This is a genomic window from Rhizobium sp. SSA_523, from assembly GCF_030435705.1.
Lineage (GTDB): Bacteria > Pseudomonadota > Alphaproteobacteria > Rhizobiales > Rhizobiaceae > Neorhizobium.
The window spans coordinates 1,002,715-1,025,266 of the sequence record NZ_CP129381.1 but is presented as its reverse complement, the minus strand read 5'-3'; the positions used below and the strand labels follow the sequence as shown (position 1 = coordinate 1,025,266).

The following is a 22,552-nucleotide window of genomic DNA, read 5'->3' as shown; positions in this document are numbered from 1 at the left end:
GCGCCATGACTGCCAATGACCTCCCTCCCATCCTCTCGCTCCGGCAGATCCGCAAGGTCTACGGGACGCTCGAGGTCCTGCACGGCATCGACCTTGACGTGAGAGCGGGTGAAGTCGTGGCGCTGCTGGGTGAAAACGGTGCCGGAAAATCGACCCTTTCGAGGATCATTTCCGGCGCCGTCCAACAGACCTCCGGCGATATGAGCTGGCTCGGCGCGCCCTATGCGCCGGCCACGCCGCGCGCTGCCATGGATGCCGGCGTCGGCATGATCCATCAGGAACTGAAGCTCCTGCCGCAACTATCGATTGCCGAGAATGTCTTTGTCGGCCGCTATCTGATGAAAGGTGGCCGGGTCGATCGCCAGGCGATGGAGGAGCGCGCGCATGCCGGTCTCCAGCGGCTTGGGCTCGATATCTCTCCGCGCCGGCTGGTGGAGGGGCTTTCGACCGCCAAGCAGCAATTGATCGAAATTGCGAAGGCCATGACGCTGAACGCCAAATTGCTCATCCTGGATGAGCCGACGGCCGCACTGGGCGGTGAGGAGACGCAGCTTCTCTTCCGCCAGATCGAGCGCCTCAAGGCCGATGGCGTCGGCATCATCTATATTTCGCACCGGCTGGAAGAAATCCGGCAGATTGCCGACCGCATCGTGGTGATGCGCGACGGCGCCAAGGCGCAGGAGTTCGAAAGCGGCGATATCCCGGTCCGCACCATTGTCGAGGCCATGGTCGGCCGTTCGCTGGACCGGATGTTTCCGGCCGTGCCGGTTCCGGACGACGAGATCATGCTCGAGGTTTGCGGCCTCTCCGCACCATCGGCAGCGTTCCGCGATATTGATTTCTCCGTGAAGCGCGGTGAGGTTTTCGGCATTGCCGGGCTGGTCGGCGCAGGCCGCACCGAACTAGTCCGCGCGATCACCGGCGCCGATCCGATCGCCGCAGGCGAGGTCGTTCTCAACGGCAAGGTCATCACGCCGCGATCGCCGCGCGATGCCATTCGCAATGGTATCGTCCTGGTTCCCGAGGATCGCAAGCTGCAGGGCCTGGTCCTGGAGCATTCCATTGCCGAGAATATCGGCTATGCCAACCTGGATGCGGTCGCCCATCGGGGTTTCCTCACGCGTTCCAGGCTTGCCCGCTTCGCCGATCGGCATATCAAATCCTTCGGCGTCAAAGGAAAAGGCGACCAGAATGCCGGGGAATTGTCGGGCGGCAATCAGCAGAAGGTGGTGCTTGCCAAGTGGCTGGCGCGCAACCCCAAAGTCGTCGTGCTCGACGAGCCGACAAGGGGTATCGATGTGGGCGCCCGTTCGTCCATCTATGACACGATCATGGAACTGGCCCGTCAGGGCATTGCCGTCATCGTCGTCAGTTCGGATCTTGAGGAAGTGCTGGGGGTCTCGAACCGGATCATGGTGATGGCCCAGGGAAAGCAGGCGGGCATACTCGACCGCGCCAGCGCCAACGACGTATCGGTCATGGAATTGGCCACGATTTGATTTGCAAGGAGACGTATCGATGTCGGAGATGAGCCTGAACGCGCCAAAACTCTTCACTCTTACAGGCCAGGTCGCCTTGGTGACCGGCGCGGGCAGCGGTATCGGCCAGCGAATCGCGATCGGGCTGGCGCAATGCGGCGCCGATGTCGCGCTTCTCGACCGCCGCACGGATGATGGCCTGGCCACCACGGCGCGTTTCGTGCAAGCGGCCGGACGCCGCAGCGTCGAGATCGCAGCGGACGTGACCCAGGCTGAGGCATTGTCCGAGGCGGTGGCACGCACCGAGGCCGAGCTCGGACCGCTGACCCTCGCCGTCAATGCCGCCGGTATTGCCAATGCCAATCCGGCTGAGGAGATGGAGGAGGCGCAGTTCCAGACGATGATGGACATCAATCTGAAGGGGGTCTTCCTGTCATGCCAGGCAGAGGCACGCGCCATGCTGAAAAACGGCCGCGGATCGATCGTCAACATCGCCTCCATGTCCGGCGTCATCGTGAATCGCGGTCTGAATCAGTGCCATTACAATGCCTCGAAGGCAGGCGTGATCCATATGTCCAAATCGATGGCGATGGAGTGGGTGGGGCGCAATATTCGGGTGAATACGATCAGTCCCGGCTATACCGCAACGCCGATGAATACCCGGCCGGAAATGGTGCACCAGACGAAGCTGTTCGAGGAACAGACCCCCATGCAGCGAATGGCAAATGTCGATGAAATGGTAGGCCCCGCTGTGTACCTGCTGTCTGATGCGGCAAGCTTCGTCACCGGCGTCGATCTTCTGGTGGATGGCGGCTTCTGCTGCTGGTGATGCGATTGGGCCTGTCTTTGCACTTCCCGTCGTGCTGCTTCGGCTATGGCCCCGGCAGCTGCGCCCTGGCGTGTGAAGAGGGCGCATGAAAGAGGCGCGACGGCGGCGCGAAGAGCTGCAATGGCGCATGTCAGGCCGTCGCCAAGGATCCCATCGCAGCAGTCAAAGGCCGCCGTCAGCGACCGATTTGCGAGTCTTGATTGTTTCTTCTTGAAAAAGAGGGGGTTCATACCTTAAATTGCAGAGGTTCTCAGGGCGGGGTGAAATTCCCCACCGGCGGTATCCGGCTTTGCCGGGAGCCCGCGAGCGCTTTCACCCCGGTGAAAGGCAGCAGATCCGGTGAGAGGCCGGAGCCGACGGTTAGAGTCCGGATGGAAGAGAGCATCGGCATCGCGGCTCCCGCACAGGGAGGCGCGCGTGTTGTGTTCGCCCAAGGGATTGATGGCGGCTGTGAGGTCGCGAATTTGCCGCGGAAGCGGCGACCCTTGAAAGGCACCGGAATGACACTTTCGACAGTTGAAGACGCATTGGAAGCTTTGGCGCGCGGCGGTATGGTCGTCGTGGTCGATGATGAAGATCGCGAGAATGAGGGCGACATCATCGTCGCGTCCGATCATGTGACGCCCGAAACCATCGCCTTCATGATGAAGCACGCCCGCGGCCTCGTCTGCGTGGCGATGGAGGGCGAGCGCCTCGACGCGCTGGACATCCCGCTAATGGTCCCGAACAACACCGAATATCTGAAGACGGCGTTCACCGTATCAGTCGATTATATCGGCGGCACGACGACCGGCATTTCCGCCGCGGATCGGGCGGCGACCGTTAGGGCCCTGATGGATGAGGCCTCCTCGCCAGAGGATTTTGCCCGGCCCGGCCATATTTTTCCGCTTCGCGCCCATCCGGATGGCGTGCTGGGCCGGCCTGGTCATACCGAAGCTGCGGTCGATCTCGCCCGGCTGATCGGCAAGCGCCCCTCCGGCGTGATCTGCGAAGTCGCAAATGACGACGGCACCATGGCAAGGCTTCCCGAGTTGATCGAGTTCTGCAAACTGCACGGACTGCCGCTGATTTCGATTGAGAAGTTGATCGAGTATCGTAACAGGGGCGGCCGTCCTGCATCGGCATCGGCGGCAGCGGCGGCATGACGCGTCCGGCACCGGCTGTCTCGCCGCCGGTGCGAAGCTCCATGCGGAACCGTATATCCTCCATGCCATAAGCCAGTCGGGGCCCCTTGAGGGCCCCAAACTTATCTTAGAATTCGTTCCAGTCGGCCTTCAATGCCGCATTGCCTTGCGTCGACAGGCGAGGCATGACGGCACGCGGTGCCTGATGCGTCTGGCCCGGTTTAGCCGAACGGCTTGGGCCGGCCAGAGATACCCGGTCGTGCTCGGCGAATTTGAACTGTTCGAGCAAGGCAAAGAGAGCCTTTGCCTCCTCGGCCAGTCCATGGCTGGCAGCCGTCTGCTCTTCCACCATGGCTGCGTTCTGCTGCGTGCCTTGGTCGACGGTATTGATGGCCTGATTGATTTCGCTGAGCGCTGTCGACTGCTCGCGCGCCGATTCGATGATCGCCAGGATATCCTTGTTGATATCCTGCACATTGGCGGCGATTTCCTGAAGGGCTTCGCCGGCCTTGCTGACCAGCGTGACGCCGCTCGCCACTTGCGCGCCGGATGCCGTGATCAGGGATTTGATTTCCTTGGCAGCCGATGCCGATCGCTGCGCCAGCTCCCGGACCTCCTGGGCAACGACGGCAAATCCCTTGCCGGCCTCGCCGGCTCGCGCGGCCTCGACCCCGGCGTTGAGCGCCAGAAGATTCGTCTGGAAGGCGATCTCGTCGATCACGCCGATAATGTTGGAAATCTCGCTGGACGACTGGTTGATCTTGTCCATTGCCACGACCGCCTCATTGACGATCTGACCCGACCGATCGGCATGCGATTTGGCGCGCGCCACCAGCTGACCGGAATCTTCGGCGCGGCGGCTGGAATCCTTGACGGTGGTGGTGATTTCCTCCAGCGCGGCTGCCGTCTCTTCGATCGATGCAGCCTGCTGTTCCGTCCGCTTTGCCAGATCGTCTGCGGCCGTGCGGATTTCGTGCGCGCCGGCGGAGATTGTCTCGGCATTGTTCAGGACCGTCTTCATCGCCCCGCGCAGCTTGACCGACGCGGCATTGAAGTCGCGGCGAACCTTTTCCAGCGATGCGATGAAGGGCTTGTCGATGTTCTGGGAGAGATCGCCCTCCGCAAGATTGGTCAGCGCTGTCGCCAGGCGCTCGACATTCTCGACGCGATCCGTGACGTCGGTCGCGAACTTGACGACCTTGATCACCCGTCCCTTGAAATCGAAGACGGGATTATAGGAGGCCTGGATGAAAACGCTGCGACCGCCCTTGCCGACCCGCTTGAATTCGTCGGCAATGAAATGGCCCGCATTCAGCTTGCGCCACATCTCCGCATAGTCGGGGCTGTTGCGGAACGCCGGATCCACGAACATGCTGTGGTTCTTGCCGACGATTTCGGCCAGCGTGTAACCCAAGGCGGTCAGAAAGTTTTCGTTCGCCGTGAGCACCGTTCCGTCGGTCTTGAATTCGATCACGGCCTGCGCCTTGGCAATGGCATCGATCTTGGCGCCGGTGTCGATGCCGTGCATCTTCGTCTCAGTGATGTCATTGGCAAATTTGATGATCTTGAGGACTTTGCCGGATCGGCTCTTGATCGGATTGTAATTGCCGCGAATGAAGATCTCGGAGCCGTTCTTGGCAAGCCGCATGAATTCGCTGCAGACGAAATCGCCGCCTCTCAGCCGGTTCCAGAACGCCGTATACTCTTTCGAAGCTGCATAATCGGGATCGAGGAAGATGCGGTGATGCTTGCCGCGAAGTTCGGCCTCCGAATAACCCATCAGGTCACAGAAATTCTTATTCGCCTTGAGGATATTGCCATCCACATCGAATTCGATGACGGCAAAGGAGAGATTGAGGGCATCTACGATCTTGTCGGCATTGGAATTCAAGAAGGGGGCCATCGAGCGCGTTCCGGTTAAGAGTAGGTTTCACTAATCGTCCCACTAATTGATTAAAAAACCCGAATGATGCTCCCAATTCGCGTGAATACGGTCAGGGGCTGTTCCGGCCCTGTTCAGCCCCTCGATTTGCCGTCTTGATGCGCGGTTCAGCCGCGGCCGCGATAGGTGGCGACACCCTGGTCCGGAAGCCAGACGCCGTCCGGCGCGGCACCGGTCTGCCAGAAGACATCGATCGGGATGCCGCCGCGCGGATACCAATAGGCGCCGATGCGCAGCCATTTCGGCGACAGCAGATCGACCAGCCGCTTGCCGATATAGATCGAGCAGTCCTCATGGAAAGCGCCGTGATTGCGGAAGGAATGCAGGAAAAGCTTGAGGGATTTCGACTCGACCAGAAAATCCTGCGGTATGTAGTCGATCACGATATGGGCGAAATCCGGCTGCCCGGTCATGGGGCAGAGCGAGGTGAATTCTGGCGCCGTGAACCGCACCACGTAATCGGTGCCGGCATTGCCGTTGGGAACCTTCTCCAGCACGGCCGCTTCCGGGCTTGTCGGGGCTTCCACCTGGTTTCCGAGCTGCGACAGCCCGCTGACATCCGTCATGCTCATTTTATTGACCTTCTACCTTCACTTTCAGTCCGTGGGCGCTCTCGCCCTCCGGTTCGACATGGATTGCAAGCGACGCGCCCGGAACGGCGGCCTTGATGGCGTCTTCCAGCCGGTCGCAGATTTCATGCGCCTGGCCGACAGCCATCTGCGCCGGCACGACCAGATGGAAATCGATAAAGGCCGCCGCACCGGCGCGTCTTGTCCGCAGGTCGTGAACGCCGAGGGCGCCGGCCGAATGGGCGCGGATGGCCTCGCGAATGGCGATCTCCTCGTCCGGCTCGACGGCTTTGTCCATCAAACCGCCGAGGGAATGGGAAATCACCTTCCATCCCTGATACAGGATGTTGATGCCGACGACGATGGCGAGAATAGGGTCGAGGATGGCATAGCCGGTCCAGAGGGCGAGGAGAAGCCCAACCAGCACCCCGGCGGAGGTGACCACGTCCGACATGATGTGATGGCCATCCGCCTTGAGGGCAGGGGAGCGGTGGCGGGTGCCGACGCGGAGCAACACGGTTGCCCAGACGCAATTGATCACGCCGGCAAGGCCGTTGATGGCAAGGCCCAGCGCCGGCGCGTCCGGCAGCCGAGGCGCCAGAAGGCCGGCCCAGGCCTCCCGCACGATCAGCAGGGCGGCAACGACGATCAGAACACCTTCGATGACAGCCGAGATATATTCGGCCTTGTGGTGGCCGAACTGGTGATCGGCATCGGCCGGCCGCTGCGCGTAGCGGATGACGAAATAGGCAATGGCAGCCGCGGCGACATTGACGAAGCTCTCCAGGCCATCGGACAAAAGCGCGACGGAGCCGGTCAAGCGCCAGGCCAGAAGTTTCAGGGCCAGGACTGCCAGCGCAAGGGGGATGCCCCAGAAAGCGAGGCGCTGCACGAGTGTCTTGTCGTCGCCGTTCATTCTTGATCTCTGCCTATGCGAATGATTTGCAATTTGCCAGAAACGGAGAAACCGCCGGCGCTTTCCAGCATCCGACGGTTCCTTCTCCGCGGCCTCTATCGCGTGGTTCGCCGCCAATGTCAAAGCCTTTGCCGCCACGCCTTAGCGCGCCCTGCCTCCCTGGGTCCCTGCCTCCCTGCCTCCATCTGCCTTAATTCGGCCATGCGCCCGGTTTGTCCTCTATGTCAACGGGCAGACGGCAGGGCGGGGTTGGACAGGATGATCAGGATTTTGGTCGGGCGCGCCGTCGTGTGTCTCGGTGTCCTCCTCGTTTTGCTCGCGCTCTATCTCGGCTTTCTGCAACTCGGCGGCAATTTCCACGAGGTCCTTCCCGGCCGGTTCTACCGCTCGGCGCAGCTTTCCGGCCCGGCTTTCGGACGATATATCGAAACCTACAAGATCGGCACGATCATCAATCTGCGTGGCGCAAAGCCCGGAGCTGCATGGTACGAAGAGGAACTGGCCGCAGCGCGGGTGCATGGTGTCGACCATTTCGATTTCGCCATGTCGGCGCGGCGGGAGCTGACGCCGGACGAGAGCTTGCAACTCGTTGCCCTGATGCGGCGGGCAAAGGGTCCTCTGCTGGTTCATTGCAAAAGCGGAGCCGACCGAACCGGCCTTGCATCGGTCATGTATCTCCAGCAGATCGCCGGCGTGGACGAGGAGACGGCAGAGTGGCAGCTCACGCCCTTGTTCGGGCACCTCAACCTCCCCTTTATCGGTGCCTATGCCATGGATGACACCTGGGAGCAGTTCGAAAAGCTGATCGGGTTGGATAGCTGACGCTCCAGGGCGCTTCTGCTGCGATGTCATGTTTGTGGTGGCGAAACTGCAAAGGTTAAGCAGTACAGAACGAAATATTCTTCCGCCATGAGCGAGGCCTCGAGTAATTATCTGAAAGTGCGCTGTTTTTACTTGAAATAGCAGATGCGTCGGCGTTACATCCCTGCCATAATAAGTAAATCGGGGATTATACATGAATAATATTTCACATTGGAAGGGAAGTAACTCCCTCAAGCTGGTGCGGCGGGCATTCTTGAGTGCTCTGGTCTTATCGGGGCTTCAGACGCCATGCCTGGCCGCATCTGTGGCGGCGGGGGACAAACTTGCAGTGAACCAGGATCTCAATGTCGAATTTCTCGACAATTTAAAGACGCTCGACCCACAGAAAAACAGTGACTTCGAGGGCGGACAGGTCATTTCGCATCTCTTTGAGGGTCTCTATACGCAGGAGGCCGATGGTACTTACGCGCCGGCGCTCGCGACGAGTTTCGATGTCTCCCCGGACAAGCTGACCTACACCTTCCATCTACGCCCGGATTCAGTCTGGTCGAATGGTGAACCGGTCACTGCGCATGATTTCGTTTATGCCTGGCGCAGGCTTGCCGATCCGAAGACAGCTTCGAGCTATGCAGACTTCCTCGCCAACATGAAGGTGAAGAACGCCCGGTCCGTGATCGATGGCAAAATCAGCCCCTCCGAACTGGGTGTCTCCGCGCCGGACGATCACACGTTTGTGGTGATGCTGGATACGCCGATTGCTTACCTCATTCCGATGATCAGCCATTCATCCACCTACCCGGTGCCGAAATCGGTGGTGGAGACATTGGGCGATGCCTGGACCAAGCCCGGTAATCTGGTGGGAAATGGCGCTTATGTTCTCAAATCCAACGATATCGGCCAGAAGATCGTGATCGCCCGCAATGAACGCTACTGGGACAATGCGAAGACGATTATCAACAGCGTCACCTTTCACATCATCAATGACGACAATCAGGCGCTGACCCGTTACCTCGCGGGTGAGCTGGATGCGACCCGCATCCCCGCCGGCCAGTTTTTGCGCTTGAAGAAGGACTATCCGGATCAGGCTTTCACGAGGCCCAATGCCTGCACCTACAGCTATGTATTCAATATTGGCGAGAAGGGACCGACGGCATTGAAGGATGTGCGGGTGCGCAAAGCGCTCTCTTATGCGATCGACCGGGATATCATCGTGAATAACATCCTTCAGGCGGGCCAACGGCCAGCCTATAGCTGGACCCATTGGGCCATGTCCGGCTTCCGCATGCCTGACATCGATTTCGCCCATTGGTCGCAGGCGGAGCGGGTGGCCAAGGCGAAGGAACTGCTGGCGCAAGCGGGATTCGGTCCCTCCAATCCGCTGAAGATCGACATTGCCTATAATACGTCGGAGGGCCACAAGAAGATCGCCGTAGCGATCCAGCAATTCTGGAAGGGCGTTGGCGTGAACGCCACGCTGAGCAATATGGAGTTCAAAGTGCTCCTCGATCGGATGCGCGAGGGCAGTTTCGATGTCGCCCGCTATGGCTGGTGTGCCGACTATGACGAGGCTTCGAGCTTCCTCAACGTCTTCGCCGAAAAAACCAATTACGCCGGCTATGTCAATGAGCGCTATCTGCAGCTGATGAACCAGTCCACGACATCCGCCGATCCCAATGCGGACTATCAGAAGGCCGAGCTGCTCCTTGCAGAAGACATGCCGGTGGCACCGATCTACTTCTATGCCGGCGTAGGCCTGGTCAAACCGGATATTCGCGGAATACCTGTCAAATCCGCCGGCGCATCCTGGAATGCCAAGGATGTCTATCGGGTCGTAAAATAGTCTCTCCGCCAAAAGCCGGGGGATGTCATGCGCCATCCCCCGCAAGCCGGAAAGCAGTCGAACCTACCGCATAGCTGTGGGTCCGCTGCAAGATCCCTCATGCCGTCCCGGCTCCGGTCGGTTCTGCATGTCTTCTCAGAGGCATGGCTATGATCCGCTATATCCTTCGGCGCCTGTTGGCGGCCGTCCCGACCATCTTGATCCTGATTATCCTTTCATTCCTCATCATGCGTCTGGCGCCCGGTAATCCCTTCTCCAGCGATCGCCCCATGCGGCCCGAAGTTGCCGCCAATATTCAGGCCAAATACGGGCTCGACCAGCCGCTCTGGTTGCAGATCACGGATTATATCTGGTCCATTCTCACTCGCTTCGACTTCGGGCCATCTTTCGTCTATCCCGACCAAACCGTCAGCGATATCATCGCCCAAGGCTTTCCGATCACCTTCACCTATGGTGTTCTGGCCTTCGGCGTTTCAGTGACGCTTGGACTTGCTCTGGGCATCGTCGCCGCCATTCGTCACAATACGCTCATCGACACGCTTGCCGTTGGTACTGCTGTCGGTGCGCATCTCTTGCCCGGTTTCATCGTTGCACCGCTGCTGGTGCTTGTCTTCACGCTCTGGCTGGGCTGGCTGCCGGGGGGCGGCTGGGGTGGCCTTTCGCAGCCAGCCTATCTGATCATGCCGGTTATAGCCCTATCGACCGTCTATCTTGCCTCCATCACGCGCATCGCGCGCTCGTCCATGCTGGAAGTGCTGACGTCGAACCACATTCGCACGGCGCGGGCAAAGGGACTGCCGGAGCGTCAGGTCATCCTGAAGCATGCGCTGCGTCCCGCGCTTCTGCCGGTCATCTCCTATCTCGGGCCAACCTTTGTCAGCATGGTGACAGGCTCGGTCGTGATCGATCTCTATTTCTCGACGGGTGGTATCGGGAAGTTCTTCGTCGATGCCGCGCTCAATCGCGACTATGCGGTCATGATGGGGATTACGATCCTGCTCGGAACGCTCACCATTGTCTTCAATCTCATCGTCGACCTGCTTTATGCCTGGATCGACCCCAAGATCCGGTACTGACGCCATGACCGCACATTATTCGGAGTCACCAGCCGAAAAGCAGCGGACCGTCGAAAACCTGAGCGAAGCGCGTTCGCCATGGCAGGATTCCTTGGCACGCTTCCGCAGCAATCGAGGCGCGGTTGTCAGCTTTTTCGCTCTCTGTCTAATCTTGCTGTTCGCAGGGTCCGGTTCGCTCCTGGCGGCCTGGCCGATCGACCAGATCGATTTCGCCGTCATGATCGACGTTCCGAATCTCGGGGCACCCTCCTTCTCGAACGGCCATTACTTCGGCGTTGACGAACTGGGGCGCGATCTGTTTGCCCGAACCGTTCAGGGCACGCAGATCTCTCTGGCCGTAGGCATTGTGGGGGCATCCATCGCGGTCGTCGTCGGAACGGTCTATGGTGCCGTTGCCGGCTTCGTTGGGGGGCGCGTCGACGCGCTGATGATGCGCCTCGTCGATATCCTGCTCGCAATTCCCTACATGTTCGTGCTCATTTTGATGCTCGTCATGTTCGGCCGCTCCATCGTCATTCTCTTTGTCGGGATAGGCCTGCTGGCCTGGCTGGATATGAGCCGCATCGTGCGAGGTCAGACATTAAGCCTGAAGCACAAGGACTATGTGGAAGCGGCGCGCGCCACGGGCGTGAGCTCGGCCGTCATCATCAGGCGTCATATTCTTCCCAACCTGATCAGCATCGTCATTGTCTATGCCACGCTTCTCGTGCCGGGCATGATCTTGGCCGAGAGCTTCATCAGTTTCCTTGGGCTCGGCGTGCAAGAACCGCAGACCAGTCTCGGCGCGCTGATCTCCGAAGGTGCGAAAACCATGTCGTATGGCATGCTATGGCAGCTCGCCTTTCCCTTGCTCTTCTTCATCAGCACGTTGTGTTCCCTCTATTTCATCGGAGACGGACTGCGCGACGCTTTGGACCCGAAGGATCGCTGACCATGGCTCTTCTGGAGGTGCGCAATCTTGAGGTAAAGTTCAAGATGCATGGTGGTGACATCACCGTTGTGCGCGGTGTCAACTTTTCGCTGGATCGGGGTGAAACCCTGGCAATCGTCGGCGAATCTGGCTCCGGCAAGAGCCAGACCGCCTTTGCGATCCTGGGTCTCCTCGCCAAAAATGGAGAAGCGCACGGCTCGGTCGTCTTCGATGGCCAGGAAATTCTCAACGCCCCCGCCAAGACATTGAGTCCGATCCGAACGCGGAGGATCGGAATTGTCTTTCAAGATCCGATGACCTCTCTCAATCCCTATATGCGGGTTTCCGATCAATTGATCGAGGTCCTCGAATTCCACCAGGGCAAAACGCGAAGTGCAGCTCGGGCGGAAGCGCTGCGCATGCTGGATGCGGTCAAGATTCCGGATGCCAAGTCGCGTATGGATTATTACCCGCATGAATTCTCCGGCGGCATGCGTCAGAGGGTCATGATTGCCATGTCGCTTCTCTGCCGCCCGGACATTCTGATCGGAGACGAGCCGACCACGGCACTGGATGTCACCGTTCAGGCTCAGATCATGCAGCTTCTGTCCGAATTGCGACGGGACTTCGGCATGGGGCTTATCCTCATCACACATGATCTGGGAGTGGTGGCAGGCGCCACGGATTCCATCATGGTGATGTATGGAGGACTGGTGATGGAGAAAGGACGCGTGGCGGACGTGTTCCGGCGACCAACCCACCCTTACACCCGGGGTCTGTTGAATTCCATGCCCGGACCTCACAATCAGACCCGCCGGATGCTCGCTATACCGGGCAATCCTCCCAATATGGCCAGGCCGCCGCAGGGCTGCCCTTTCGCGCCCCGCTGCGAATGGGTGACGGATCCCTGTCAGCAATCGCTCCAGCCGCTTGTCGAGACCGCCGCAGGCGGCTCGCGTGCCTGCAATCTTGAGCTGGAGGAGTTGCAGTCATGACCATGCCGATCCTTGATGTCAAAAACATCCGTGTGACCTTCCCGATTCGAGGCGGTTCGCTATTTTCCGCGTCCGGGCCAACCGAGCTTCTGGCGGTTAGCGACGTCGATCTTGCGATACGGCCGGGCGAAACGCTGGGTATCGTTGGTGAATCCGGCTGCGGAAAATCGACCTTGGCCCGGGCAATCCTTCGTTTGGTGAACGCGGAAGGAAGAGCGATCTGGAATGGCAAGACAGATCTGATGCGCCTGTCGCCGCGTCAAATGTTGTCCTATCGATCCGACATCCAGATGATCTTTCAGGATCCGGTCGCAAGTCTCAATCCGCGGCTTCCGATCGGTGAGATCATCGCGGAACCGCTCAGGACACACCGCAAGCAACTCAGCGCGAGGGATATTCGCTCTCAGGTCGTCGAAATGATGATGCGCGTCGGGCTAAGGCCCGAACAGATCAATCACTTTCCCCACCAGTTTTCCGGAGGTCAATGTCAGCGGATCGGCATTGCCAGAGCCCTGATTTCCAGACCCAGACTTGTCATCTGCGACGAGCCGGTTTCCGCGCTCGACGTTTCGATCCGGGCTCAGATCATCAATCTTCTCGTTGATTTGCAGAAGGAGATGGGCCTGGCCCTCCTTTTCATCTCACACGACCTGAATGTCGTACGACATATATCCGACCGCGTCATGGTCCTCTATCTCGGACGAGTCGTAGAGACAGGGTCGACGCGAGCGCTCTTCAGCTCAGCCCGGCATCCCTATACGCGCGCTCTTCTCTCCGCGATACCCTCGCACGATCCTCAGTCGGAGCGCGAGCCAGGCCTTATGCTCCTCGATGGAGAGTTGCCAAGTCCGATCAATCCGCCTTCCGGCTGTGCGTTCCGCACGCGTTGCCCGCAGGCGCAGCCACTGTGCATTCAAAATGTGCCGTCTCTGTCGCCGGGCGCAGAGGATGCGCAGCGTGTGGCCTGTCATTTTCCGCTGTCACCATCACTCAGACACGGGATTTAACCATCCATGTTCGCACCAGACGGTCTTTGAAAGCAAAAGTGAGCATGATCCGCGAAAGAAGAACCGGCGCAAACGGCGTTGTTCAGACAGGAGAAGGTAGATCTGCATGGCGTGCATCGATCATCTATATTGCCATGCCATCGAGGAAATGCGCCAGGTTACGACGCGGGCGGGTTGCGAAGCCGCACTGCAATGGCTTGTCGAGCATTACGACTTCCTGCACGTGGCCTATTTCGCCAGCCATTTGCCCAAGGGGCGGATCGACCAGCCCTATGTGTTGACGACCTATCCCGCCGAATGGATCGACCATTATCGTTCCGAGCATTATCAGGAGGTCGATCCCGTTTTATCGGTGGGCTTTGCCTCACTGCTTCCGGTGGATTGGCGGCAATTGGCGATAATCGGGCCGCGTCAGAAGCAGCTCTTCAGCCAGGCCGAGGAATACGGTCTTGGTCGGCAGGGCCTGACAGTGCCAATTCGGGGCCTCTGCGGAGAGCGGGCATTGCTCACGCTGACGGCCGCGGCGTCCGATCGTGAATGGGACGAGCGGTGCCGCTGGTTGATGCGCGACTTCCAGAGCCTCGCTTATCACTTTCACGACATGGTCCTGCGGGTTGAGGCCGTCCATAACCCGGAGATCGATCTTGCCCCGCGCGAGGTGGAGTGCCTCCGCTGGGCCGGGCAGGGCAAGACCGCTGCGGAAATCGGCATCATCCTGTCGATCTCGGAGCGAACGGCACAGCACTACATCAACCAGGCAAAGCAGAAGCTCAACGCCACGAATGTCACCCACGCGGCTACAAAGGCGACCCAGCTTAGCGGTTACTATATGAACCGGAAAACCCGGTAAATTCGCAGTCTGTACGGAGCCGACGAAGCGTGTTCCGTGGGCAGCAAGACATGTCGTGCCGGTGGATCGTCGCCGCTTGTTTCCTTCGTGGCAGGACCGCCATGCGACCGCTATCGCCTGGCTGGGCATTCACCGGTCAGATCCATGTCGTTCAAGCATCCACTGTTCAAGGCTCCTCCCAAACCGCAGGAGACGAAGTGTGATTTACACCATCGACGGCTCCAATCGGCAACAGCATCACGCCCTTCTCGATGCAATGTATCGTCTGCGCGCCCAGGTCTTCCGGGATCGGCTGCAATGGGAGGTTACGGTCGAGAACGGGCGGGAACGCGACGTCTTCGACGATGCCGACCCGCTCTATCTTCTGTCATGCGATGAGACGAGTGGTCGACTGCAGGGCGCGGTGCGACTGCTTGCGACAACCGGGCCGAATATGCTTCGGGATGTGTTTCCGGTTCTGTTGCCTGACAAGAGGGTGGTGGAGAGCGCCACGATCTGGGAAAGTTCCCGCTTCTGTATCAATCCCTCCTTGCACGCGGATGCGAATGGCACAGTGAACCGGGTGACATCGGAGCTCCTCTGCGGCCTCGTAGAGGTCGGCCTGCGGCTGGGACTTCACGCCATCGTTTCCGTCTATGATGCGCGCATGGCGAGGATCTTCCGCGCGGCGGATTGCCCCGCTCACGTCATAGGTCCGGCCCAGCGCATCGGCGGCGTCATGACCTATGCGGGGCTGTTCGACATTTCTCCAGCCATGCGCGAAAGAATTGCGCGGCGCGGCGGGATAGAGCGTCCCGCTGTTCTGAAAGAGCCGGCCTTTCTGCCGCCGCGCCGGGCGGCGGCGAAAGGGTAGGTCCGATCGATGACACCTGTTCGGCCCATCATCATCGCCGGCCGCCGCACAGCCTGCGGCATGGTCTCTGATCAGGAGGCCTGCCTCATCTCCAAGGATTGTCCGGCATCGAGGTCGCGCGGCGGCCGATAGATGGTGTTCTTGCCATAGCCGCGGCGGTCCGGCCCCAATTCCGCGGCGTCAGAGCCAGGCTCGCGGATCCATTTGCGCCGGTTGAGCTTGAAGCGCTTCACAAGCGCTTCCAGTTCGGCCGCCCCGCTGGCAAGGGATTCGGCGATCGCCCCCATGCCGCTGACCATGCCGGCATTTTGCTGCGTCATCTGATCGAGCGCGCCGACAGCGGAATTGATCTCGGCAAGGCTGGTGGACTGCTCCTGCGCCCCCAAGGCAATGCCCTCTATGTTGGTGTCGATGGCCTGAACAAAGCCTTCGATGCTCTTCAGCGCCTCGCCGGTCTCGCCAACAAGTCGGACGCCGTCCTTCACTTCCTTTGACGAATTGGCGATAAGGCCCGAGATTTCCTTGGCGGCCTTGGCTGAACGCTGGGCGAGTTCGCGCACTTCCTGCGCCACGACGGCGAAACCTTTGCCGGCCTCGCCCGCGCGTGCAGCCTCCACGCCGGCATTCAGCGCCAGCAGATTGGTTTGGAAAGCGATCTCGTCGATAACGTCGATGATGTTGGTGATCTCTTTCGAGGCCGTCTCGATCCGATCCATGGCCGCGACGGTGGCGCTCACGACCTCAACGGATCGGGATGCCGCCGAACGTGCTTCCCGAACCAGCGTGCGGGCCTCCGTGGTTCGCTCCACGGACTGGCGCACGGTGACAGTGATTTCCTCGAGGGCCGCGGAGGTCTCCTCCAGTGCCGCCGCTTGCTGCTCGGAGCGGTGGGCAATGCCGCTCGTGCTGGCGCTCATGTCGCCGCTGCGGGTGGACAGCATCGTCGTCTGCACCAGAACCTGTTCAAGGGTCTGCTGGAATTTGGAGAGCGACTCGTTGAAGTTGTGGCGCAGATGCTCGAATTCCTCGACGAAGGGTTCGTCAATCGTCATGCGGATATTGGCTTCCGAGAGACGTTCCAGGCCGGCGCCGATTTCCTGCAGCGCGCGGACGCGGCCGGACACATCGGTGGCGAATTTCACCACTTTGAAGACCTTGCCCTCATCATCCAGGATCGGATTGTAGGTTGCCTGGATATAGACGGAACTGCCGTCCTTCCGCAGGCGCTTGAACTCGTCATTGAAAAATTCACCGGCGGCAAGCCGCGGCCAGAAAGCGGCATATTCCCGGGACGAGGCGTAATCGGCTTCGCAGAACATCCGGTGATGCTGGCCAACAATATCCTCCAGCCGATAGCCGAGCGTATCCAGGAAATTCTTGTTGGCGGTAAGGATCTTGCCGTCAGGCGTGAACTCGATCACCGCCTGCGCGCGCGACAGCGCTTCAAGCTTGCCCTGGCTCTCCAGGCTCTCGCGTTTGGACGCGGTAATATCGGTGGCGATCTTGACGATCTTGATCACCCTGCCGTTGCGGATGACAGGATTATAGGAGGCTTCGATCCAGACGACGCGCCCGCCCTTGCCGATCCGCTTATACTGGTTCCGGTCAAACTTGCCGGCGGCCAGGCGCCGCCAGAAATCCTTGTAGCCCGGAGACTGTGCCTCCGCTGCATCAACCAGCATCCGGTGATGCTTGCCGACGATGTCATGCCGCGCATACCCCACCGCATCGCAGAAATTCTGATTGGCCTCGATGATCGTGCCATCGGGGGTGAACGAGATAATAGCCTGAGACGTATCCAAAGCCTTCATCACATAGGCCAGCTCATTGCCGAAAAGGGATGAAAACTGCATTCGGTGCCTCGTGGAGGGAATGGGAGGAAGGAGGCAAACCTTTCACAAATCTCTTAAATTTCGATTATGATAGCTGATCACAAGATCGGAACCGCGCGGTGGATTGGGCGCAATCAGGGATCTGGAAAAGTCCCCGTCGCTTCGTACGCCGCGCTCTCGCCAGGCTGCCGAATTTTGTGCTGTCGCGGGGCTTTCAGCTCGCTTTGCCGATCTGCTGGAGCAGTCGCTCAACAGTCGCAAGAAGCGTCTTCTCGTTATAAGGCTTGTCCAGCACCGCATCGAATACGTCGGGATGGGCGCGTCCGATCGCGCCCTGGGCGCCGCTCACCAGGATGATGGGGATTTGCTGAAGTTCGGCATCGCCACGCAGGGCCTGGGCCAGTTCGAGGCCCGTCATCAGCGGCATCATGAAGTCCGTGATGACGAGATCCGGCGCTTTGCCCTTGATGATCGCCAGGGCGGCTCGACCATGGGCGGCGGTCGAGACCTCATGACCTGCCTCTTCCAGCATGATGGCCAGGACGTCGGCGATCAGGAATTCATCCTCTGCGATTACGATCGACGCCATGATCGAACTCTACCCCTTGCCCGGAAACGAGGTGCCGTCGGATAAGGTCGCTATGCCTGTGGCAGCGCCTGAAACGGCTTGCAGCGGCGAAGCGATCGCCAGGCCCGTGGATCCGAACTCGACCTCATGGATGATCGGCTCAAACGCCAGGTCGCGCATCTTGAGAACGGACAGGGTTCTTTTATAGCGCGAATTGATTTCCACCTGGCGCATCATGATGAGATTGTCGAGCAGGCTGGAGATTTCCGAACCCGGCGCCGAAACGGTGGGCCCGAAGAGATCCCGGAATTCCCAGGTGGCGATGGCCGTCACGCCCATGGCGCGCAGCTCATTCGTCAAAGCGGCAAAAAACTCCACAAGCCGTGGCCTGTGCACCGCCGCCCGCTCAAAGCCGCCCAGGCCGTCGATCACCAGACGCTTTACGGATCGCGCCCGCACAGCGTCGAGCAGCTGATGGGCAAGCTTGTCGTTCATATTCTCCGTCATCGGCGTCCAGCTGATCTCCAGCGCGCCCGATGCCACCTTCCGGTCGAGATCGAGACCCAAAGCTCGTGCCTTGTTCAGCAACCGTGCCGGCGTCTCATAGAAGCCGAAATGCAGCGCCGGCGCTTCTGCACTTGCCGCGTTCAGGAAGTTGAGAGCAAGAGATGTCTTGCCGGATCCGGAAGGACCGAAGACGAGGGTGACCGAATGGGCCGGCAGGCCGCCACCCAGAATGTCGTCGAGGCCCGGCGTGCCGGAGGAGGTGATCTCTGAGGTTACCCCATCCCCCGCCGCTGCAAGAGACGGAATGGCCTCGATGCGGGGATAGACGCTGAAGCCCGTCGATGTGATTTCGAACTGATGGTAACCGGCCAGAGCCGCGCTGCCGCGCGATTTCTTGACCTGCAGGCGGCGGATGGCGCGCACGCCGACCATTTCATTGTGGAGTTCGATCACCCCGTCGACCATAGTATGTTCCGGATTGTCTTCAGCCACCCGGGTGCTGGTGAGAAACAGGACAGTGCAGCCGGCAAAGGCTGCCTGGCTTTGCACCTCGGCCACGAAGGTCTTCACGTCGAGATCGGTATCGGCCCGGTCGCGCGCATTCAACAGTCCGTCGAAGACAAGCAGCGTCGCTCCCTGGCGGGCGATTTCCTGGCGGATCAGCGAGACGACCGCAGACAGACCTTCATCCCGAAGGGTCTGGAAGACGCTGACATAGGAGATCGTGACGCCGAGTTGCGACCGGTCGAAGAAATCCAGCGTGTCGAGCGCCTGGAACAGACGCTCATGCGTTTCCGCAAGCAGCGTGATGTACAGAACTTTCCGGCCGTCGGCGGCGGTGGCAAAGGCAATCTGGTTGGATAGGATCGTCTTACCGGCACCCGGCTGTCCCTGAACAATGTAGCAGGCGCCTTCGACAAGGCCGCCGCCAAGCACTGTGTCCAATCCTCGAATGCCGCTGGCTAGGCGTGGGAGTTCGTGTGTCACGTATCGCTCTCTACTGGGTCTCGTCTACCCTACCTAACGGGGCCGCGCCATTTTGCAAGTTGCCCGGAGAAAAGGGCTGTGCTCAACGAGTAATAAGCGTAATGTGATTCGTACTCAAATTTTTGTGGCGCTCTGTCTTCGTGATGAGGCGAATGGTGACCGAAACGACGGATGACCCTTTTTTTGACAAGAGTCAGCAGGAACGTCTGACTGAACTCGAGGAGTCGGTGAAAGCCGCGCGACCGCGTCACGATGCGGCGGCCTTTCTCGCAGCCATTGTCGAATCGTCGGACGATCCGATCATCAGCAAGAGTCTCGATGGTATCATCACAACCTGGAACCGGGCGGCGGAGCGCGTCTTCGGCTACACGGCGGCGGAAGCGGTCGGGCGGCCCGTCACGATCCTCATCCCGGACGAACGACTGGATGAGGAGCCGACCATTCTGGCGCGTATCCATTCCGGCGAGCGGGTTGACCATTTCGAGACGGTCCGGCGCCGAAAGGATGGCAGCCTGATCGATATCTCGCTGACCATCTCGCCCATCCGCAACGCCAAGGGTGAGATCATCGGTGCATCCAAGATCGCACGCGACATTTCCGAGCGCGCCAGATCGGTCGAGCAGCGGGACCTGCTGCTGCGTGAAATGCACCACCGCGTGAAAAACCTGTTCGCCATTACCAGCAGCATCATTTCGCTCGCCGCGCGCACGGCGAAGTCGGCAGAAGATCTGGCCGCCAGCACGATGGGTCGGCTCGCAGCACTCTCCAAGGCCCATCAATTGACGCTTCCGAATGTGGCCGATGATGAGACGCTGCAGGAGCATTCGACCTCGCTCTTCGACCTCCTCTCGATCATTCTAGCCCCCTATGGCGGCGGCGGCGCCTCCTGGCATCTGCATGGCGACGATGTCGAGATCACGCCGAAGAAAGTGACGAGCCTGTCTTTGCTCCTCCACGAATTCTCGACCAATGCGGCGAAATATGGCGCATTGTCGATTGCCGGCGGCCTGCTTGACGTGCAGGTGCGTGTCGATAACGACCAGGTCGAAATCCTCTGGACGGAGAGCCTGCCGGGACCCGTCGAAAGGGTACAGTCGAGCGGCGGCTTCGGCGGCAGGCTGGAGAAGATGATTTTCCAGTCGCTGGATGGCGAGATCGACAAGCAATGGCGCGAAGACGGATTGACGATCCGGGCGGTCTTGCCGAAGGCCTCGCTGATCGAAGGCTGAAGCGGCTTTCCAAACGCATCTCCCCAAAGATCGTGCCTCACCGCCTGCAAGTCTGTGCCGTCTCCCGTCCTTTCTGCATCTCTCACTTCTGCAGGGCCGCGGCGACAGTGGTCGCGGTGGCGCGCGGCAGATGCTCACCGCGGGAGCAGGTCTGCTCAATATTTTGGCCAAAATTGACACTGTTCGGCGCGCCTGCGATAAACGCTGCGACGATCACAAGAGGGTGGACATGGATTCCCAGTTTGATGTCGGTGCACGCCTTTTTGCCATTCGCCAATCGGCGGGCCTGTCGCAGCGGCAATTGGCGGAGCGCGCCGGCGTGCCGCATGCGCAGATTTCCAATGTCGAGAACAACAAGGTCAGCCCTTCCGTCTCGACGCTCCGCAAGATCCTGAGCGGGCTTGGCGTCAGCATGGCCGATTTCTTCGAGCCGGAGCGGGCGCTTCCCTCCGGCCCCTTCTTCTCCTTCGACGAACTCGTTGATTTGACGTCAAAAGTCCCGGGATCTCCGGGGGCTGGCGGAAAGGGGATTCTGACCCTTCGACAGGTCGGCGATGCGCGCAGTCACAATCTCCAGATCCTCCATGAGGTCTACGAGCCGCAGGCCGACACCGGCGAGACCTTCCTGCAGCATGACAGCGCGGAGGGGGGCTATGTCGTCGAAGGCGAGTTGGAGGTAACGGTTGGGGATCAAGTCCAGATTCTCCGCGCCGGACAATCCTATTTGTTCGACAGCCGGATCCCGCATCGGTTCCGCAATCTTTCCGGCCGCCGCACCATCGTCATATCCGCCTGCACGCCGCCTTATCTCTGATCGATATCACGGTTGCTCAAAATATTGAACAGAGCTATACCGACATCGTGATATCAGGAGAGATCGCGATGACCCATTCATCTGACCTGCAGTCCCGCCAGAAAACCGCCGTTGCGGGCGGCGTCGGAACCCGCGGGATATTCGCCGAAACAGCCCTCAATGCGGAATTGTGGGATGTCGACGGCAAGCGCTATATCGATTTTGCCGCGGGCATTGCGGTCAACAATACCGGCCACCGGCATCCGCTTGTCATGCAGGCGGTGGCGGACCAGGCGCTGAAATTCACCCATACCTGCTTCCACGTCGCACCCTATGAGGGCTATGTGCGGCTGGCCGAGCGGTTGAACGCGCTGGTGTCGACCGGTGCCGAAAATCGCACCATGCTGGTAACCACCGGTGCCGAAGCGGTGGAGAATGCGGTCAAGATTGCCCGCGCCCATACCGGCCGTCCGGGGGTTGTGGCCTTCAGCGGTGCCTTTCACGGACGCACGCTGCTCGGCATGGCGCTGACCGGCAAGGTCAAGCCTTACAAGGCGAAGTTCGGACCGTTTCCGGCCGATATCTATCACGCGCCCTTTCCCAATCTGTTCATGGGGATCAGCGTCGATCAGGCTCTGGCCGGCTTGGATGCCCTGTTCGCGGCCGATGTCGATCCCGAACGCATTGCCGCCTTCATCGTCGAGCCGGTGCAGGGCGAAGGCGGGTTCAATATCGCGCCACCGGAATTCCTGGTGAAGCTGCGCAATCTCGCCGACAAATACGGAATCGTGCTGATCCTCGATGAGATCCAGGCCGGCATGGCGCGTACCGGCAAGAGCTTTGGCTTCGAACATGCCGGCATCCAGCCCGATCTGGTGACCATGGCGAAGGGGCTCGCGGGCGGCTTTCCGCTTTCGGCTGTCACCGGCAAGGCCGAGATCATGAATGCAGCGCATTCCGGCGGGCTTGGCGGCACCTATGCCGGCAATCCGCTTTCGGTTGCGGCGGCCAATGCCGTGCTTGATGTGATTGAATCGGAGCATCTGGCCGCCCGTGCTGCCGAAATCGGTGAGCGTGTCATGACACGGTTGCGCGCCATTGCGTCGCGCCAGGGCATGGAACGGATCGGCGATGTCCGCGGGCTCGGTGCCATGATCGCCTTCGAAATGGTCAATGATCGCGACACCCGGGAGGCTGCGCCCGACGTCACGAGCGCGATCGTCGCGGAAGCGGAAAAGCGCGGCCTGATCATCCTGTCCTGCGGAACGCGTTACAATGTCATCCGGCTCCTGCCCCCCTTGACGGTGGAGTGGGAAGTGCTGGAGGAGGCCATGGATATTCTCGAGGCCTCCATCGAGGCAGCCTGCGCGTCCGTCAGCGTGCCGGCCGCGGCCTGATCCTTGCTCGGCAATCACCGGTCGCAGT

General features: G+C 60.1%; 20 protein-coding genes and 1 riboswitch. Of the genes, 14 read left to right on the top strand and 6 right to left on the bottom strand.

Going from position 1 to position 22,552, the window contains the following annotated elements; all coding sequences use genetic code 11:
* The first annotated feature begins 5 nt into the window (after positions 1-5).
* The 3 genes from QTJ18_RS05965 to ribB all read left to right on the top strand — a co-directional run bounded on the left by QTJ18_RS05965 (position 6) and on the right by ribB (position 3,452).
* The gene (locus QTJ18_RS05965) at positions 6-1,499 is read left to right on the top strand and encodes a sugar ABC transporter ATP-binding protein (protein WP_252752936.1); all 1,494 of its coding nucleotides are present in this window, start codon (positions 6-8) and stop codon (positions 1,497-1,499) included.
* 19 nt (positions 1,500-1,518) lie between these two features.
* Positions 1,519-2,307 carry an SDR family oxidoreductase gene (locus QTJ18_RS05960; protein WP_252752937.1) on the top strand — a complete coding sequence of 263 codons (789 nt, stop codon included), beginning with the start codon at positions 1,519-1,521 and terminating at the stop codon, positions 2,305-2,307.
* A 242-nt stretch (positions 2,308-2,549) separates the two neighbouring features.
* A riboswitch (FMN riboswitch) is annotated at positions 2,550-2,694 on the top strand.
* A 113-nt stretch (positions 2,695-2,807) separates the two neighbouring features.
* Positions 2,808-3,452, top strand: a complete 645-nt coding sequence (gene ribB / locus QTJ18_RS05955; protein ID WP_252752938.1) for a 3,4-dihydroxy-2-butanone-4-phosphate synthase — start codon at positions 2,808-2,810, stop codon at positions 3,450-3,452.
* Positions 3,453-3,558: 106 nt separating this feature from the next.
* Here ribB and QTJ18_RS05950 read toward each other — a convergent pair whose 3' ends face one another.
* The 3 genes from QTJ18_RS05950 to QTJ18_RS05940 form a co-directional block, all read right to left on the bottom strand.
* On the bottom strand, positions 3,559-5,334 hold the full coding sequence (locus tag QTJ18_RS05950) for a methyl-accepting chemotaxis protein (protein WP_252752939.1): 1,776 nt from the start codon (positions 5,332-5,334) through the stop codon (positions 3,559-3,561).
* 146 nt (positions 5,335-5,480) lie between these two features.
* Entirely contained in the window at positions 5,481-5,945 is a 465-nt protein-coding gene (queF, locus tag QTJ18_RS05945; RefSeq protein ID WP_252752940.1) for a preQ(1) synthase, read from the bottom strand.
* Position 5,946: 1 nt separating this feature from the next.
* Positions 5,947-6,858, bottom strand: coding sequence for a cation diffusion facilitator family transporter (locus tag QTJ18_RS05940; RefSeq protein ID WP_252752941.1), 912 nt, complete (start codon positions 6,856-6,858; stop codon positions 5,947-5,949).
* 258 nt (positions 6,859-7,116) lie between these two features.
* Here QTJ18_RS05940 and QTJ18_RS05935 point away from each other — a divergent pair, with 258 nt between their 5' ends.
* The 8 genes from QTJ18_RS05935 to QTJ18_RS05900 all read left to right on the top strand — a co-directional run bounded on the left by QTJ18_RS05935 (position 7,117) and on the right by QTJ18_RS05900 (position 15,211).
* Positions 7,117-7,680, top strand: coding sequence for a tyrosine-protein phosphatase (locus tag QTJ18_RS05935; RefSeq protein WP_252752942.1), 564 nt, complete (start codon positions 7,117-7,119; stop codon positions 7,678-7,680).
* Between the two features lie 328 nt (positions 7,681-8,008).
* Complete coding sequence (locus QTJ18_RS05930) at positions 8,009-9,520, top strand: peptide ABC transporter substrate-binding protein (RefSeq protein WP_252752943.1); 1,512 nt, start codon at positions 8,009-8,011, stop codon at positions 9,518-9,520.
* Between the two features lie 149 nt (positions 9,521-9,669).
* The gene (gene oppB / locus QTJ18_RS05925; protein ID WP_252752944.1) at positions 9,670-10,596 is read left to right on the top strand and encodes an oligopeptide ABC transporter permease OppB; all 927 of its coding nucleotides are present in this window, start codon (positions 9,670-9,672) and stop codon (positions 10,594-10,596) included.
* 4 nt (positions 10,597-10,600) lie between these two features.
* Positions 10,601-11,527: an ABC transporter permease gene (locus tag QTJ18_RS05920; RefSeq protein WP_252752945.1), complete on the top strand. Its 927-nt coding sequence runs from the start codon at positions 10,601-10,603 to the stop codon at positions 11,525-11,527.
* A gap of 2 nt (positions 11,528-11,529) precedes the next feature.
* On the top strand, positions 11,530-12,501 hold the full coding sequence (locus tag QTJ18_RS05915; RefSeq protein WP_289852079.1) for an ABC transporter ATP-binding protein: 972 nt from the start codon (positions 11,530-11,532) through the stop codon (positions 12,499-12,501).
* Complete coding sequence (locus QTJ18_RS05910) at positions 12,498-13,508, top strand: ABC transporter ATP-binding protein (protein ID WP_252752946.1); 1,011 nt, start codon at positions 12,498-12,500, stop codon at positions 13,506-13,508. Before QTJ18_RS05915 ends, QTJ18_RS05910 begins: the two co-directional genes overlap by 4 nt.
* A 106-nt stretch (positions 13,509-13,614) precedes the next feature.
* Positions 13,615-14,358 (top strand): LuxR family transcriptional regulator, encoded by a 744-nt coding sequence (locus QTJ18_RS05905; RefSeq protein ID WP_252752947.1) that lies wholly within the window; start codon positions 13,615-13,617, stop codon positions 14,356-14,358.
* 199 nt (positions 14,359-14,557) lie between these two features.
* Positions 14,558-15,211 carry an acyl-homoserine-lactone synthase gene (locus QTJ18_RS05900; protein WP_252752948.1) on the top strand — a complete coding sequence of 218 codons (654 nt, stop codon included), beginning with the start codon at positions 14,558-14,560 and terminating at the stop codon, positions 15,209-15,211.
* 71 nt (positions 15,212-15,282) lie between these two features.
* Here QTJ18_RS05900 and QTJ18_RS05895 read toward each other — a convergent pair whose 3' ends face one another.
* From QTJ18_RS05895 to QTJ18_RS05885, 3 genes are all read right to left on the bottom strand, one after another.
* Positions 15,283-17,064 carry a methyl-accepting chemotaxis protein gene (locus QTJ18_RS05895; RefSeq protein WP_252752949.1) on the bottom strand — a complete coding sequence of 594 codons (1,782 nt, stop codon included), beginning with the start codon at positions 17,062-17,064 and terminating at the stop codon, positions 15,283-15,285.
* Between the two features lie 193 nt (positions 17,065-17,257).
* Positions 17,258-17,632 (bottom strand): response regulator, encoded by a 375-nt coding sequence (locus QTJ18_RS05890; RefSeq protein WP_252752950.1) that lies wholly within the window; start codon positions 17,630-17,632, stop codon positions 17,258-17,260.
* Between the two features lie 9 nt (positions 17,633-17,641).
* Entirely contained in the window at positions 17,642-19,105 is a 1,464-nt protein-coding gene (locus QTJ18_RS05885; protein WP_252752951.1) for a DUF7125 family protein, read from the bottom strand.
* 227 nt (positions 19,106-19,332) lie between these two features.
* Here QTJ18_RS05885 and QTJ18_RS05880 point away from each other — a divergent pair, with 227 nt between their 5' ends.
* From QTJ18_RS05880 to gabT, 3 genes are all read left to right on the top strand, one after another.
* A complete protein-coding gene (locus tag QTJ18_RS05880; protein ID WP_354669075.1) occupies positions 19,333-20,334 on the top strand; it encodes a sensor histidine kinase in 1,002 nt (333 codons plus the stop codon).
* Between the two features lie 229 nt (positions 20,335-20,563).
* On the top strand, positions 20,564-21,148 hold the full coding sequence (locus QTJ18_RS05875; protein WP_252752953.1) for a cupin domain-containing protein: 585 nt from the start codon (positions 20,564-20,566) through the stop codon (positions 21,146-21,148).
* 68 nt (positions 21,149-21,216) lie between these two features.
* Positions 21,217-22,524, top strand: a complete 1,308-nt coding sequence (gabT, locus tag QTJ18_RS05870) for a 4-aminobutyrate--2-oxoglutarate transaminase (protein ID WP_252752954.1) — start codon at positions 21,217-21,219, stop codon at positions 22,522-22,524.
* Positions 22,525-22,552: the final 28 nt, after the last annotated feature.

Bases quoted from the DNA above. Each gene is read 5' to 3' on its own strand.
- QTJ18_RS05965 (WP_252752936.1), top strand. From the start codon at position 6: ATGACTGCCAATGACCTCCCTCCCATCCTCTCGCTCCGGCAGATCCGC.
- QTJ18_RS05960 (WP_252752937.1), top strand. From the start codon at position 1,519: ATGTCGGAGATGAGCCTGAACGCGCCAAAACTCTTCACTCTTACAGGC.
- ribB (WP_252752938.1), top strand. From the start codon at position 2,808: ATGACACTTTCGACAGTTGAAGACGCATTGGAAGCTTTGGCGCGCGGC.
- QTJ18_RS05950 (WP_252752939.1), bottom strand. From the start codon at position 5,334: ATGGCCCCCTTCTTGAATTCCAATGCCGACAAGATCGTAGATGCCCTC.
- queF (WP_252752940.1), bottom strand. From the start codon at position 5,945: ATGAGCATGACGGATGTCAGCGGGCTGTCGCAGCTCGGAAACCAGGTG.
- QTJ18_RS05940 (WP_252752941.1), bottom strand. From the start codon at position 6,858: ATGAACGGCGACGACAAGACACTCGTGCAGCGCCTCGCTTTCTGGGGC.
- QTJ18_RS05935 (WP_252752942.1), top strand. From the start codon at position 7,117: ATGATCAGGATTTTGGTCGGGCGCGCCGTCGTGTGTCTCGGTGTCCTC.
- oppB (WP_252752944.1), top strand. From the start codon at position 9,670: ATGATCCGCTATATCCTTCGGCGCCTGTTGGCGGCCGTCCCGACCATC.
- QTJ18_RS05920 (WP_252752945.1), top strand. From the start codon at position 10,601: ATGACCGCACATTATTCGGAGTCACCAGCCGAAAAGCAGCGGACCGTC.
- QTJ18_RS05915 (WP_289852079.1), top strand. From the start codon at position 11,530: ATGGCTCTTCTGGAGGTGCGCAATCTTGAGGTAAAGTTCAAGATGCAT.
- QTJ18_RS05910 (WP_252752946.1), top strand. From the start codon at position 12,498: ATGACCATGCCGATCCTTGATGTCAAAAACATCCGTGTGACCTTCCCG.
- QTJ18_RS05905 (WP_252752947.1), top strand. From the start codon at position 13,615: ATGGCGTGCATCGATCATCTATATTGCCATGCCATCGAGGAAATGCGC.
- QTJ18_RS05895 (WP_252752949.1), bottom strand. From the start codon at position 17,064: ATGCAGTTTTCATCCCTTTTCGGCAATGAGCTGGCCTATGTGATGAAG.
- QTJ18_RS05890 (WP_252752950.1), bottom strand. From the start codon at position 17,632: ATGGCGTCGATCGTAATCGCAGAGGATGAATTCCTGATCGCCGACGTC.
- QTJ18_RS05875 (WP_252752953.1), top strand. From the start codon at position 20,564: ATGGATTCCCAGTTTGATGTCGGTGCACGCCTTTTTGCCATTCGCCAA.
- gabT (WP_252752954.1), top strand. From the start codon at position 21,217: ATGACCCATTCATCTGACCTGCAGTCCCGCCAGAAAACCGCCGTTGCG.